Annotated in this window: 12 protein-coding genes and 2 pseudogenes; 1 reads left to right on the forward strand and 13 read right to left on the reverse strand. The window is 44.2% G+C overall.

Annotation, left to right across the window (positions count from 1 at the left end; genetic code table 11):
• Nucleotides 1–47: 47 nt before the first annotated feature.
• The 11 genes and pseudogenes from DWB79_RS10600 to DWB79_RS10650 form a co-directional block, all read right to left on the reverse strand.
• Complete coding sequence (locus DWB79_RS10600; protein ID WP_016524040.1) at nt 48–485, reverse strand: response regulator; 438 nt, start codon at nt 483–485, stop codon at nt 48–50.
• Between the two features lie 14 nt (nt 486–499).
• Nucleotides 500–964: a chemotaxis protein CheX gene (locus DWB79_RS10605; protein ID WP_006188200.1), complete on the reverse strand. Its 465-nt coding sequence runs from the start codon at nt 962–964 to the stop codon at nt 500–502.
• A 168-nt stretch (nt 965–1,132) separates the two neighbouring features.
• Nucleotides 1,133–2,470 carry a CheR family methyltransferase gene (locus DWB79_RS10610; protein ID WP_016524041.1) on the reverse strand — a complete coding sequence of 446 codons (1,338 nt, stop codon included), beginning with the start codon at nt 2,468–2,470 and terminating at the stop codon, nt 1,133–1,135.
• Between the two features lie 17 nt (nt 2,471–2,487).
• Nucleotides 2,488–4,656, reverse strand: a pseudogene (locus DWB79_RS10615) (chemotaxis protein CheW); the annotation flags it as partial.
• Between the two features lie 172 nt (nt 4,657–4,828).
• Nucleotides 4,829–5,092: pseudogene (locus DWB79_RS10620) on the reverse strand (Hpt domain-containing protein); the annotation flags it as partial.
• A 135-nt stretch (nt 5,093–5,227) separates the two neighbouring features.
• Entirely contained in the window at nt 5,228–5,701 is a 474-nt protein-coding gene (gene grdA / locus DWB79_RS10625) for a glycine/sarcosine/betaine reductase complex selenoprotein A (protein WP_082244624.1), read from the reverse strand.
• A gap of 163 nt (nt 5,702–5,864) precedes the next feature.
• Nucleotides 5,865–6,182: a thioredoxin TrxA gene (trxA, locus tag DWB79_RS10630; RefSeq protein ID WP_016524044.1), complete on the reverse strand. Its 318-nt coding sequence runs from the start codon at nt 6,180–6,182 to the stop codon at nt 5,865–5,867.
• 57 nt (nt 6,183–6,239) lie between these two features.
• On the reverse strand, nt 6,240–7,193 hold the full coding sequence (gene trxB / locus DWB79_RS10635) for a thioredoxin-disulfide reductase (RefSeq protein ID WP_016524045.1): 954 nt from the start codon (nt 7,191–7,193) through the stop codon (nt 6,240–6,242).
• 93 nt (nt 7,194–7,286) lie between these two features.
• On the reverse strand, nt 7,287–7,877 hold the full coding sequence (locus DWB79_RS10640) for a hypothetical protein (protein ID WP_016524046.1): 591 nt from the start codon (nt 7,875–7,877) through the stop codon (nt 7,287–7,289).
• Nucleotides 7,878–8,019: 142 nt separating this feature from the next.
• Nucleotides 8,020–8,622, reverse strand: a complete 603-nt coding sequence (locus DWB79_RS10645; protein WP_051125826.1) for a leucine-rich repeat domain-containing protein — start codon at nt 8,620–8,622, stop codon at nt 8,020–8,022.
• Between the two features lie 128 nt (nt 8,623–8,750).
• Nucleotides 8,751–10,325, reverse strand: a complete 1,575-nt coding sequence (locus DWB79_RS10650; RefSeq protein ID WP_206181003.1) for an InlB B-repeat-containing protein — start codon at nt 10,323–10,325, stop codon at nt 8,751–8,753.
• 805 nt (nt 10,326–11,130) lie between these two features.
• Here DWB79_RS10650 and DWB79_RS10655 point away from each other — a divergent pair.
• A complete protein-coding gene (locus DWB79_RS10655; protein ID WP_016524049.1) occupies nt 11,131–12,465 on the forward strand; it encodes an ATP-binding protein in 1,335 nt (444 codons plus the stop codon).
• A gap of 104 nt (nt 12,466–12,569) precedes the next feature.
• Here the strand turns inward: DWB79_RS10655 and DWB79_RS10660 are convergent, their stop codons facing one another.
• Nucleotides 12,570–13,454, reverse strand: a complete 885-nt coding sequence (locus tag DWB79_RS10660; RefSeq protein WP_016524050.1) for a sugar ABC transporter permease — start codon at nt 13,452–13,454, stop codon at nt 12,570–12,572.
• Entirely contained in the window at nt 13,454–14,836 is a 1,383-nt protein-coding gene (locus tag DWB79_RS10665) for a carbohydrate ABC transporter permease (protein WP_016524051.1), read from the reverse strand. The genes DWB79_RS10660 and DWB79_RS10665 overlap by 1 nt, the downstream gene beginning before the upstream one ends.
• Nucleotides 14,837–14,839: the final 3 nt, after the last annotated feature.

Genomic DNA, 14,839 nt, shown 5'->3' on the forward strand with positions numbered 1-14,839 from the left:
TCTTACCGCAGATTATATATTTTCTACGGTAAGATATGGAATCTTCGTTATTTCGCTAAAACAGCAGCGATACGTTCAAGAACCTTTTTGCGATCGAGCGGTTTTACAATATAGTTTTTTGCTCCAAGCAGCAGGGATTTCTTTACCAACTCTTCTTTTCCGAGCGCGCTGATCATAACAACCTTTGCATTTTTATCAAAAGCCATTATCTGTTCAAGAGCCGTAATACCATCCATTTTTGGCATCGTGATATCCATTGTAACAAGGTCGACATTCGGACACAACTCTTTGTATTTTTCAACACCTTCAAATCCGTCAACAGCAGTTGCAATAACCTCATAGCCTTCACTGGTTAAAATCTGACCGATCTGTTTAGAAACGAAAATAGAATCATCCACCACCAGGACTTTATAAGCTGAACCATCAGCTCTTACGCCACCCGGGGCACGTTCGTTAATAGACGGAAAATCTTGTTTAGAAATCATAGCCTACTCTCCTCTTATGCTCTGTCGCGAATAGCAACGTTTATTTCAACTTTACCCTGCGCCGTTTCCATCGGTACGATCAATGCTTCAATATCACTGCTCGATATTGACATATTATCACCGGTGAAAAGAGCTGGCGGGGTTAAATCGAATTTAAACCCAAGATCATGCAGCTTCGTTACTGCTTGTGCGGTAATGAGGTTTGCAAGTTCCGTGATCGTTGCACGCCCCAATTCATCAAATTCGGTGAACTCTTCCTGATTCATCGTCGATGCAATCTTTAATGCCGTTTCCGGTGTCATATCAAAAATAACACGGCCTTCAACATCACCGGCCAAACCTACAATTGCCGCAACACCCATTACAGGCATACAAGTAGATTTCAAATACAAGTCACCGCGTTTAACTTCACCGCCGAGCACTTGCACTAAGATATTATAGGCAGCTTCGCTAAACGGATTGATATACTCTACACGCATCAAAATCTCCTTCCGAAAAAAATTAAACGAACAATAACATCCGTTACGGTACGAGGTCCGTTTTCAGTTTTATACAAACTGTGCATGACAGCCGTTATAAAACGGCTACCAGCCCTCTCTTTATCAATAACTGAAAATCTTTGTCGATTTTCAGTTATCCGCTACAAGCTACTCTCGTGAGAAAGTAGTTATATCCCCCATTACTTGCCGCATCCATCCACTCTGTTTAGGCATCATTTCATTTGCACCTAAGATAACAATACCGGTTGTTTTCAGTTTATCTCTAAATTCTTCCAGTAAGATGCTCTGCTTTTCCGCTTTAATAAATGATAATACATCACGAGCAAGGATAATATCGACATCAGGCACTGTATTTTGATGCAAACAATCATGATATTCAAACAAAATCATGTCTTTTATTTCTTGATTGAAGCTATATAAATCATTCACACCTTTGACCAAATACGGTTTAAATCTATTAATCACCTGATCTTCAGGAACGGTCAGCATCGGCGCATTAGAAATAGCCAACAAGTCAGCATCATTGGCATAAATCCTGATTGCGGCACGAGGATATTTTTGCTTCAACAGCACTGCAAGACTGTATGTCTCATATCCCGAATCGCAGCCGACATTCCAAACGGTAATAATTTTTGCATCATTATCGGGCAAGGCAGCCAGCACCGTATTCATATATGCATCAGACCAAAACCGGTGCGTATTGGGCGAAAGGAAATTGCTCAAAAACTCCCGCGCTTGGTCTTCAGATTGTATTTGAATGCTCGAAGCAACACGCATATCCCGCCATTCATAGTATCGCTTTTCCAGCCATGCAGCATTGACGGCAGAAGGATAGAACTGACCGAGAGCTGCAAGTGTATCACCAATAAAGCGGATATCAAGCGCATCATTTGACTGTGTAACATCAGTTACGCCGACCTTTGCAGAACCATCAACCGGCAGCGCCTCACCTTCGACAACTGTCGCTTTTGTTTCTGTTATGGTACGAGAAGCAAAAATACGATCGACATCCAATAATATGTATAACTGACCGGCATTCTCTACAACACCATAAATATATTTAATATTTATATCACCGAAAATAGGATGCGGCGGTTGAATAGTATTTTTTGAAACGCCGACTACTTTATCGATCCGGTCAACAACAATACCGAAAGTCTGATCATCAACATTAATGATAACCATACTTTCAACCGTATCCTTTGCGCGCTGCTTAATCGGAATATTGAAAAAAATACGTAAGTCAATAATCGGAATAATATCACCGCGCAGGTTATATACTCCAAGTACAAAAGGCGCCGTATTCGGTACATACGTAAAATTATTCGCTTTTGCGATCTCTTTTACTTTCATAATATCGATCGCATAATCTTTTTCTGCAAGAGAAAAAGTTATCATCTTAAAATCGATAACAGAAAGAGGCTCGTTTACATACTCGTCTTGCAGATCTTCATTTACGCTTACATTCAACTCGGTTTTTTCCATAGCTATTTACTCCCCTTTTACCAGATGGAAGCCTCGCGCCGTTCACGGGCATGCATTTCCTGTTTTAAGCCCAAATCAAGCAATTGCCCGACATCGATGATCAATGAAACGGAACCGTCTCCTAGAATTGAAGCGCCGGCAATTCCCGGAGAATTGGTGAACTGATCTTTTAAAGGCTTAATAACGACATCTTCTTCACCAATGAGACTATCGACCATTAATCCAACTTTCTTTTCAGCTGTTCCGACAATAACGATATAATGATGACCGTCATCGCCCTTTTCTGCAGAAGGAACACCGAACAGCCTATTCAACCGCAACAAACTGATAACTTCATTGCGAACATTAAATACTTCATAACTGTCAATACGGTTAATTTCTTCACTGCGCACACGATGACTTTCAATAACGGAAGTAATCGGGATAGAGTACACTTCTTCGCCGACACGTATCAGCAAGCCTTGGATAATTGCAAGCGTTAACGGAAGTTTAATCGTAAAGCGAGTCCCCCTATTTCTTTCCGAAACAACTGTAACCGTTCCGTTGAGCTTTTCGATATGCGTCTTAACGACATCCAGACCAACACCACGCCCTGAAACGCTTGAAATTGTCTTTGAGGTTGAAAAACCCGGTGCAAAGATCAACTGATACGCTTCAACATCGGTGAGGTTTTTGCCGGGATGTAAAAGGCCACGTTCTACAGCCTTTGCCTTGACAGCATCGACATCAATACCCTTGCCGTCATCGACAACTTCGATAACAATCATGTTCCCTTCATTACTTGCCTTGAGCAAAAGAGTTCCCTGCTCGGATTTACCCAACGCTTTCCGCTCTTCAGGAGTTTCAATACCATGATCCATCGAATTACGCACGCAGTGCATAATCGGATCAAGAAGATCTTCGACTACCGATTTATCCAATTCGGTATCTTCACCTTCGATTACAAGCTGGATATTCTTATTTAACGATTTAGAAAGATCGCGAACAACGCGAGGGAAGCGGCTGAAAATCTGACTGATGGGGACCATACGGATTTTCATAACCCCTTCCTGCAACTCACCTGAAATACGTCCCAAGTTTTGTGCGGAAGAACGGAACTTAGTAACCGAATATTTCATGGATGTTTCAAACTGACTAAAAAGCTCAAACATACCGGCATAATCTGCTGCAAGTTCCTTCTTAATAGTATTTAAATCTGCTCCTTGTTGAAGCTTCTCAAGATAAGACGGGAATTTATCCAAAAGTTTACGAATTCGATCTTTATATTCACCGTTCGCATTTTGGAAAAGCGCATAAAGCTCATTAAACTCCATTGCACTTTGGTTAAGTGATGCTTTGGTAATAACCGTCTCGCTGACCAAGTTCAGTAAGTAGTCAATACGCTTTGCGTCAACGCGCAGTACCGACCCCGATGCGTGGGCGGCATTTGCGGCGGCGGCCGGAGCTTTTTTCGGATGCCCTGCATCTCCCTGCACGGCAGGAGCGGACGCTTCCGGCTGTGGCGTTTCAGCTTTCGATCCTGTGTCAGGAGCAGGCTGTACTTCTGCAGCTGGAGCAGGCTCTTCCGGTTTTGAAGCTTTTGTTTTTGAAGCGCTCCCTTCGGCACTAAAGGTTAGTTCGTCGATTACTGCATTAAGCGTCACATCGGGAATATTTGCAATCGATAGCAAACTACTTTCGCTTGCCGTTGACGCAACATAATAAAGAACTTCAGAATGAAATTCATCTTCATAGAGTGCATCAAAATCGGGAATGGTTTTAAGCACCATCGCAGATTGCTTTAAAGCTGCAAACACCTGAATGCCACCAACGGTATTCATTAAACTTGACTCATCAAACTGCACTCGAATGGCATACACCTTATTTCCGGCGGGTACCGCTTCGCGTAATTCAAGGATTTCATATTCGGAAAGTAAAGATGCCGGATCGACGGCATCTTCGTCGCCGGAAGCTACAGCTTTTGCTTGCGGCTGCGTTACCGGTTTAGAGACAGCAGGCTTAGGCGAAGAAGCTTTTGCAGTAGTTTTTTTAGTATCTTTCTTATCAGGGATATACGACCGCAACTTTGTTACCGTTTCAGACACATCTTGGCTATATACCTCACCATTAGATCTTGCGGCAAGCATATCTTTGATTATATCCAAAGAATGCAACAAAAGGTCAATGGTTTCCTCTGTAACTGTCAGGGATTCCGCATTATAAATAAAAACACATGAAATCTATGTTCTAAACCATAGAAAAGTCTTTACACTTGAAGGTATGAAGCCTTTTTTACGATTAAAAACTTGGTTTTTTGTTACGTATAGCAGTGGTTTCACTGAATTTTATCTACAAAAGCTTATAATGCGGAATCCCTGCTGTAACTGTAACTTGATTCGACCGGATAGCATCAAGCAAATCTTCGACAGCATGAGTGAAACCGGATAATTCACTCATTTCAACGGTCGCAGAACCACCTTTCAAAGTATGAGCCGCACGGAAAATTTCATCAATAGCTTCTTTATTGGTAGGATCTTGCTCGATAACAAGGATATTACTTTCCAACTGCTCTACTTGCTGTTCCGCTTCACTAAAAAAGTCTTTCAATAACTCTTCATTATTGATATCCAGATAATCACTCATACTAATAATTCTAATTGCTTTTCAAGATTAGTCAAGGTCTCGCATACGAATTTTATTCTAATTTAAGATTGAGGAAAGTTTACAAAAGCGTATCGATTAGCAGATCGCAATCGATACGCTTTTATCATGTCATTTTTACTTTAAAAACTTACAGTATTTTTCACGATATTCTTTGACTTCTGCAATAATTGCAGGAACATCAAGAACCATCTCCATCATACTGATTTGTTCTTCATAGACCTTAGGATCTATTTGATTTTTGATTTCCGGTTCAACCACATGATAACACAAAAGTCCCAACGAGACTCCTGCCAAAGGACCTGCAAAAGTAGGATCACCGTTTGTAACGGTTTCACAGGCAAGGCCTGACGATTCAGCTTCGGCACCGCCGAGAAGCACCACTGTGTTCTCGCAGCCGTACTTTTCAGCTAAATCTTTAACCCGCTTTTGGTTTTCCAAGTCCATTGCGCCTGCGCTTGTTCAGACGAAGCATTCGGTTGCCGCATAAACAACTTCAGCGCCCGCCGTCTCAGCACAAAGCTTTATGGCTTCCCCGGGAATGCCGTCGCGGTCACCGATAATGATGACCTTTTTGCCTTTTAATTCCATAGCATACCCTCCAAGGAAATTGTAGAAATTTCTAAAAATCCGCTTGGATTTTTAGAAACACCCTATATCAGGAGATGTTTCCCCGATATTTCACAATCAACACACCTCGACGCAGAGCATCGAGGCAGTGAGCCTGCTGCATAAATCAACAGGTTCTAAATTCTTACAGATACTTTTGAAGCGTATCTTCAATCTGTTTGGCGTTTAGACCTTCGCCGGTCAGATGTTCTTTCTTTTCGCCGTCAACGTAAATAAGAATTGAAGGCAGACCGAGCACCTGCTCTTTCATTGCAACTCTGCGTCCGAGACCGATATCAAACGAACAGAACTTTACCTTCCCCGTATAGCGCTCTGCCATTGCATGAACGTCAGGCATTAACTGTTTGCACGGCACACAAGACTGAGACCAGAAATCAACCAATGTAACACCTTTCGATCCGTGCACTTCTTGTTCAAATGAATCTTTCGTCAATTCAACCATTTTAGTCCTCCTATACGCCGCCGCTCAGTTTAACGTTGACAAGCGGTGGTGCTTGCATTATTTTGAAAGCTTCTGACGCGCTTTTATATCGTCGATGTAGTTACCTGCCCAAATGCCTGCCAATGCTCCATCAGCCGCTGCAGTAACTACTTGACGGGATTCCTTTCGGATAACATCGCCGGCGGCATAAATTCCCGGCACACTGGTTTCCATTCGGCCGTTTGTAATAATATATCCCGCCTCATCAAGCTTTACGAGATCTTTCACCAACTCAGTTTGAGGATCATGCCCGATAAACACGAACAAACCCTCAGTTGTAAAATCGGAAACCTCTCCGGTTTTCGTATCCCGAAGTTTTAAGTGAGACACAAGTCCGTCGCCGCATACTTCATCCACAACGGCATTCCATTTAAAGGCCATCTTAGGATTCGCAAAAGCTTTTTCTTGAATAGACTTAGCGGCCCGCAGCTCATCACGGCGGTGAATAATGGTTACCTTATCGGCAAACTTTGTCAGATACATAGCCTCTTCAACAGCCGCATCTCCGCCGCCGACAACGGCAATTTCGCATTCTTCAAAGAAAGCTCCGTCGCACGTAGCGCAGTAGGAAACACCTTTCCCGCTGAATTCTTTTTCACCTTTACAACCGAGCGTTCGAGCGCCCGCTCCCGTTGCAATCAAAACGGCAAGCCCTTCATAGTCGGTACCGTTGGTTCCATGCACGATATAATGGAGAGAGTCATTGCTCTTTTCAAGCTTTTCAGCACCCGTATTTACAAATACGACACCGAACTTCTCGGCATGCTTATGGAAAGCCTCACTGAGAGACGGACCGGTTGCCTCGGGAAAGCCGGGATAGTTTTCAATTTCTTCGGTAATATAACACTGACCGCCCGTATTCCGTTTTTGTTCCAAAACAACGGTCTTTAATTTTGAACGCGCAGCATAAATTCCGGCTGCCATCCCTGCAGGACCGCCGCCAACGATTATCAAATCATACTTTTCGCTCATTGGTTCCCCCATAGTTGCAGCAATTTATCACAAAAAATATCTTTTGGCTAGGTGCAATCAGGATAATCGCAGGAAACGCAGCAGGTAATTGTTTTACACCGATAGTTCTTGCGCGCTTTCAGGTGTAAGGCCTCTTTTATACGTGATATGTCCGTTTTCTTTGACAATCCATGTCTTTACGGTATCTTTTGCCCACAGCTTAAAATCTTCTCTGAAGATACCGTCTATGTCCGTTTCATCTTTGGGGGAAAACGATAATGTGCTATAGTAATGCTCTACCGTTTCTTGCCACGTTTCTTTATCCACTTTTCGTGTGTCCTTTATTGATTTGTAAAATTCGGTCAGCGCCGCTTTATTCAGTCCGTCATAAATCAGTTTATAGTACACAGGATTGAGTAAAAAGCAAATTTTGCTTTCGTAACTATAAGCGCTATACTGAGACTTATTCCATTCATATTTATTTGACAGTATTGCCTCTTTGTTTTTCCAAAGATCTTCACGAAACTCCTCTTTCTCCTCCGTTTCGACGGTGCGGCTGACGTGCCAATCTTTTCCAATCTGTTCTACGCACTTCTTAAACGCCCCTTTGTCGTTCTTTGCGATTGCATTTAAAAGCTCTGCGCGGAACACATGCTTTACTGCAACATTTGCTTCCTCTTCCAAACAAATCATTTCGTTACTCATAAAAATACCTCTTTAATATTGTTCTTGCTTACAACGGAACGTTAGCAGTACCGTTGCTACGGTTATAGACGATCGCAGGGCAACCGCGTATCCCTATTTATTACGGTTCCCCTGCGATGTTTTTAGTTATATATGCAGCGGATTATTCATCCTTTGCAAACCATTTCGCCTTTGCGCCCATCTTGTCTGCATTATCTTTATAGTCATCCAACGAATCCGCCGGAACTTTAATACTGCCTGTGCTTAAGCGGCTGCAGCCGTAAAACGCATAATTAAATTTACCATCGAGGTACCCGCATTTGAGCGTAACGGACGTCAGGCTTTTGCAGCCGTTAAAGCAGCTGGTCATATCCGTAACACTATCAGGGATGTTCGGTACGGACGTCAGGCTTGTACAGCCTTTAAAGCACCAGCGCATATTCGTAACACTATTAGGGATGTTCGGTACTTGCTCAAGCTTTGTACAGCCTTTAAAGCATTTCCACATATCCGTAACACTATTAGGGATGTACGATACTTGAACAAGACTTGTACAACCGCTAAAGCAGTTAGTCATATCCGTAACGTATGGCATTGTGCCGAATTTGAGCGCTACCTTTTTCTGTCTGTTGCTGTTCAGTATTTGCCCGAGCGGGCTTGCACTATTACCAATGGAGTTTCCTTTTACGTCTGGCGCCGTAAGACCGGTTACCTCGATGTAATAGATGCCGTTGGTTTCAGGCTGTGCGGCAAGATAAGCGTTCAAGTCAGCGTATGCGACTTTCGTATATACTATAGGCTTAAACGTTACGTTTACTGTTGTGTTTGCTGTAACCTTTACCTTTGCGGTTGTATTCCCCTGCTGTCCGTCTGCGATAAGCGCCTCTGCCGGGGTTACCGTCCACGTATCAACTCGATATCGGTGTTTGCAGTCGCGGTAAAGGTAATTTCGGTGCCGTAATCAATCCCTTCGGCAGGAATTGACATATCCGCAGTGATATCCCCGTGTTCTCCGTGCGTCATAGTTACAGGGTATTTTATCGCCTTAAATGTTACATTGACCGTTGTGTTTGCTGTAATCTTTACCTTTGCGGTTGCATCTCCCTGCTGTCCGTCTGCGATAAGCGCCTCTGCCGGGGTTACCGTCCACGTATCAACTCGATATCCGGGATTTGCAGTCGCGGTAAAGGTAATTTCGGTGCCGTAATCAATCCCTTCGGCAGGAATTGACATATCCGCAGTGATATCCCCGTCTTCTCCGTGCGTCATGGCTACAGGGTATTTTATCGCCTTAAATGTTACATTGACCGTTGTGTTTGCTGTAACCTTTACCTTTGCGGTTGTATTTCCCTGCTGTCCGCCGGCCTGTATTGTACCGCCGGTAATTGTCCATGTATCAACTCGATATCCGGTGTTTGCAGTCGCGGTAAAGGTAATTTCGGTGCCGTAATCAATCCCTTCGGCAGGAATTGACATATCCGCAGTGATATCCCCGTCTTCTCCGTGCGTCATGGCTACAGGGTATTTTATCGCTTTAAACATTACATTGACCGTTGTGTTTGCTGTAACCTTTACCTTTGCGGTTGTATTTCCCTGCTGTCCGCCGGCCTGTATTGTACCGCCGGTAATTGTCCATGTATCAACTCGATATCCGGGATTTGCAGTCGCGGTAAAGGTAATTTCGGTGTCTTTTGCTACCTTGCCTCCGGCAGGAATAATGGGACTTGCCGTTATAGAGCCGTTTGCACCTGCACTCATCGTTACCGTGCAGCTGTCTGTAACCGGCGGTGTCGGCGGCTGTACTGCTATACTCTTAAACGTTACATTGACCGTTGTGTTTTCGGTAATCTTCACCTTTGCGGTTGTATCTCCCTGCTGTCCGCCGGCCTGTATTGCACCGCCGGTAATTACCCATGTATCAACTCGATATCCGGGATTTGCAGTCGCGGTAAAGGTAATTTCGGCGTCTTTTGCTACCTTGCCTCCGGCAGGAATAACGGGACTTGCCGTTATAGAGCCGTTTGCACCTGCACTCATCGTTACCGTGCAGCCGTCTGTAACCGGCGGTGTCGGCGGCTGTACTGCTGTACTCTTAAACGTTACATTGACCGTTGTGTTTGCTGTAACCTTCACCTTTGCGGTTGTATCCTCCGCCTTGCCGTTTTCGATAAGCGCATTTGATGGAGTTATGGACCACTTGTCTACTGCATACTTTTTATTAGGTGTGGCCGTAAAGGCTACGTTTTTCCCCTTTTCAACTTGTGCAGGTGAGGTAATAGTTTTTCCGTCTACGATTGCCGTAAGCTCCCCGTTTCCGTCGTTTACGTTAAATGTTACAGTAAACTTTTCCGGCTGTACTTCGCCTCCGTTGCTTACATTCGGCTTACAGCCCAGTACCAAAGCAGCAACCAGCAGCGCTGCCGCTGCCAAATTCAAAAATGTAGTATTCTTTTTATGTATGGTTTTCATACGTTTCTCCTGTAAGTTTCTAAAATTCATAATTAGGAAGAAAGAAAATCAGAATTATGCATTCATAATTCTGAATTGATTTCATCCGGTATCGAACCAAACCGCCTGCCGTGAATTGCAGTACAAGGCGGAGTGGAATTTATAACTAATTATGAATTCATAATTCATAATTAATAATTGAGTGGGGACAAGATGTATTGCGGAATCTTTGGAATAGATAACGTACTTTGCAGTTTGTTTTTGCGTGTAAAGTGAGAAAAGATAGTAGTGTCTATAAAAAGTGGATAAAAAGTTATCTAAATAAAGTTCACGCTGTGAGCTGTGAGCTGTGAGCTGTGAGCTGTGAGCTGTGAGCTGTGAGCTGTGAGCTGTGAAATTTTGCCGGAAATCACAGGTCTGTCAAGCCCCTTTTGCCCCTTTTGCAAATAGGCGGTATAGATGCTAGGAGCGTACAAAAAACACCCGCAGGCGTACTTGTTGTACGTCGAGGACTGTTTTTTGTGAAGCGACAACGCAGATATGCTGCATATTTGCAAAAGGCTTATGGGAGGCGGTTTTGACTGCGGATATGCGGTATGTCGGCTCGGCATGGTTATGATTATAGGGCTAAAAATGAGATAATGCAAGGGAAAAAATAATGGGTAATTATGAATTATGAATCTAGACCATCTGCAACGTCTTCGTATATATCGCTCTTATTCGGTTTAATAATGCAATAAAAATACATTTATTCGGTCGAAAAACGCAGTAACTTATTGAATATTCGGTCGAAAAACGCTATCTTTGACTGAGAGGCGCTGTATTTATGGAACGTACGATATTACATCAACTAATCAACTGGAAAAATAAGAAGAACCGTAAACCCCTGCTGATGACCGGTGTCCGGCAATGCGGTAAAACGTATCTTATCCGTGAATTCGGCAAAAGAACATTTGAAGAAACAGCATACTTTAATTTTGATGGAAATTTGGGGCTGCAGTCGATCTTTGATTTCGATTTTAATGTTGAAAGAATCATCGATGAACTTGAAACTGCCGTGTACGGACATAAAATTCTCCCTGAAAAAACACTGATCATCTTTGATGAGATTCAAGATTGTCCGCGGGCAATACAGACGCTTAAATACTTTTACGAGGAAAAGCCGGAGTTGCACATTATTGCAGCAGGTTCGCTGCTGGGGGTCGCGCTGCGTAAAGAAGGGATATCGTTTCCGGTAGGTAAGGTCGACCGGCTTGAAATGTATCCGATGAGTTTTGAAGAATTTGTCATTGCAGACGGCGGGTCGAAATATATAGACGGTATCGGAAAATATGAGCTTGACCGTGAGCTGCCTGCACTTTATACGGTTCCGATGGAAAAATATCTGAAGAATTACTACATCGTCGGCGGAATGCCGGAAGCCGTACAAACGTGGATTGACACGCATGATTACCGTCAAGTAGAAGAAATACAAGAACAAATTTTAAAAGGCTATGCGGAAGATTTCGGCAAGCATACGACCGCAGAAACGGCAACAAAAATACGGCTTATTTGGGAGGCAATTCCTTCGCAAATAGCGCGGGATAACAACAAGTTTATTTTTTCCCGCGTAAAAAAAAGCGCGCGCTCAAAAGACCTTGAAGATACGCTTGAGTGGTTGGTAAACGCAGGCATTGCCTATAAACTGACTATGGTGCCAACGCCGGAACTCCCCTTATCGGGAATGGCGGATAACACCTATTTTAAGGTATATATGGCCGATGTCGGATTACTCCGTAAAAAATCGAACATCCATTTTAAAACCATTCTTGAAGGAGATTCCGCTTATATACATTTCAAAGGTGCACTGACCGAAAACTACTGCCTCACTCAGCTAAAGTGTCTAGGCATAGAAAGTTATTTTTGGCGGACAAAGGCTGATGCGGAACTTGATTTCTTAACCGATTATGCAGGCGCCGTCGTCCCTATTGAAGTAAAGTCTGCGGATAATACGAAAGCAAAAAGCCTCCAGCTATTTTGTTCCCGCTATGAACCTAAGACAGCGATTAAAGCGTCTCTTAAAAATGTGGGTAGTAATGTGATTGGCTCTACCTGTGTGTGGAGCCTTCCGCTGTATGCGTTATTCCGCGTCAAAGACTATCTAGCGCCTCTCTACAAGTAGCGCCCCGGATATCCCCTACTTGGTTTTAAACTGGGTAATGGGTAATTGGAAATATAATTACGCATCACCAATTACCCATTGCCAATTCTTTGCCCTGCCCTTTTCTACTCTTTTACCGCTCCGGCAGCAAGGGACTTGAGCAGGAATTTCTGCCCTGCCATAAACAGCAGCGTAAACGGTACCGCAACGAGCAGCGCTCCGGCGGCAAACATCGTAAAGTTATCGTTTGCGCGGCCGTTAATCAGCTCGAAAAGGCCGAGCGCCAAGGTCTTTTTATCGTCGCTGCGCAAAATAAGGCGCGGGAAGATAAAGTCCATCCACGGCGCAGTAAAGCTGGTAAGCGCAAGGAACATAATCATCGGCTTTACCATCGGCAGTACGATTTTCACGTATGTGGTAAATGAACCGGCGCCGTCGACATGGGCGGCTTCTTCAACGCTTTTCGGCACCGTATCAAAATAGCCTTTCATCAGCCATACGTTAAAAGGCACACTGCCCGCCGCATATACCAAAAGGAGTCCCCAATGGGTATTTAAGCCGTTTATCTTCCATAATAGCACATACGTTGCAACCATTCCGATAAAGCTTGGGAACATCTGCAGCACAATCATAGAAGCGAGCAGCGGCTTCCGCAGCGGGAACCTAAAACGGGAAAAGATATAGGCGGCGGTTACGCAGACAGCCAAGGTCAAAAGAACATTGAACACCGCAATTTTGAGGGTATTGCCGTACCATTTAACGTAGTTGGTGCCGCGCACATCGGTTGTACCTTCGACGATTTTGTCCGCGGGTGTTAAAAGCCGTTTAAACTGATACACCGACGGTTCCTTGGGAATAGGAGAAATGCTTGTTGCCGCCAACGAATTGGTCTTGGTAAAGGCTGCGCCGACCGTAAAGGCAACGGGATAGAGGACAAAGAGCACCGTCGAAATAAGGACGGTATACAGGATAATCAGCACCAGTATGGTACTCAGAGAATGCTTTTTCATTACAGTTCTCCTTCTTTAAACGCCTTGGTATGCGTAAAATTATAGACTGCGAACGGTACCAGCACGACAAACACAAGGATCGAAAGTACCGAGGCAAGGTTGTATAAAGTCGGCGTATCATACGTAAGTTTATAAATCCACGAAATCAACAGGTCGGTTGCGCCTGCCTTTGTCTGAATACTGTCGTCAAGATTCGGACCGCCGGCAGTAAGGAAGTATACCGCGCCGAAGTTGTTGATATTGGCGGCAAACTGCATAATGAGAATAGGCATCGTTTGGAACAGCACCAGCGGGAGTGTGATGCGGAAGAACTGCTGCATCTTATTCGCGCCGTCGATGGTTGCCGCCTCATAAATATCCGCAGGGATGGCCGTCATATTGCTGGTAATTAATATCATACTATACGGAAAGCCGATCCAAATATTGACCAACAGCATCGTAATCTTTGCCATAAACGGATCGGAAAGCCACTTAATCGGTTCACTTAAAAGACCGAACTGCATCAGCGAGCGGTTGATGGGGCCGAATGTTCCGTTTAAAAGGTTCGCCCAAATGAACAAGCTCAGCATAACCGGAATGGCATACGGTAGGATAAACACGGTTCGGAAGAATTTCGGCAGCTTGATGCGCTTGTCGACGAGGATAACCGCGAAGATCATACCGGTAAAGTAACAGGTTGTGGTTGCAAAGAACGCCCAGATAACCGTCCACAGAGCGACGCGCCCGAAGGCGGAAAACCAGCTGTTTGCCATCTTTGAATTAAACATCGTGATAAAGTTTTCAAAACCGACCCAATCGACAAGGTTGTTCGGCGGAATGTGCTTGGGTGATGAATAATTCGTAAAGGCAACCAGCGCCGAAAAGATGAGCGGCAAAACAGTGAAAAACAAGATCAAGAGGATCGCAGGGCTCAGTCCGAGATACGGAAAGGCCGATTCGACAAACTTCTTACGGGCTTCCGCCGCGGACGGATAACGCTGCTTTTCCACGATATAGGCCGCCGTTTTTTTGGCAGTGATCACGTTCGCAACATATATGCCGATAAATACGACGAGCAGCAATACGGTGATAAGGCCGCCGATCATCATGAAGATGGAATGATCCTTCATCTTGATAGGGACATTCGGTTTTTCTTCTCCGAGCGTGATAAGGCCGATCAGACTCCGCACGATGGGGCCTTTTCCATTGAACTGCATAACCGTCTGATCAAAAAAGATCAAAAATAATACCGCCAATTCCATCAAAGCGAAAAAGGCGCCGCGCACATATTGCTTTAAATAGAGGATCTGACCGAGCCCCATAAAGCACGTCGATGCGGTTGACGTCTTTTTGATAATTGATTTGTCGATAACGGCGGCACCTTGTAAGGTCGTTGTAGCCATTAA

The organism is Treponema medium, from assembly GCF_017161265.1.
Classification (GTDB): domain Bacteria; phylum Spirochaetota; class Spirochaetia; order Treponematales; family Treponemataceae; genus Treponema; species Treponema medium.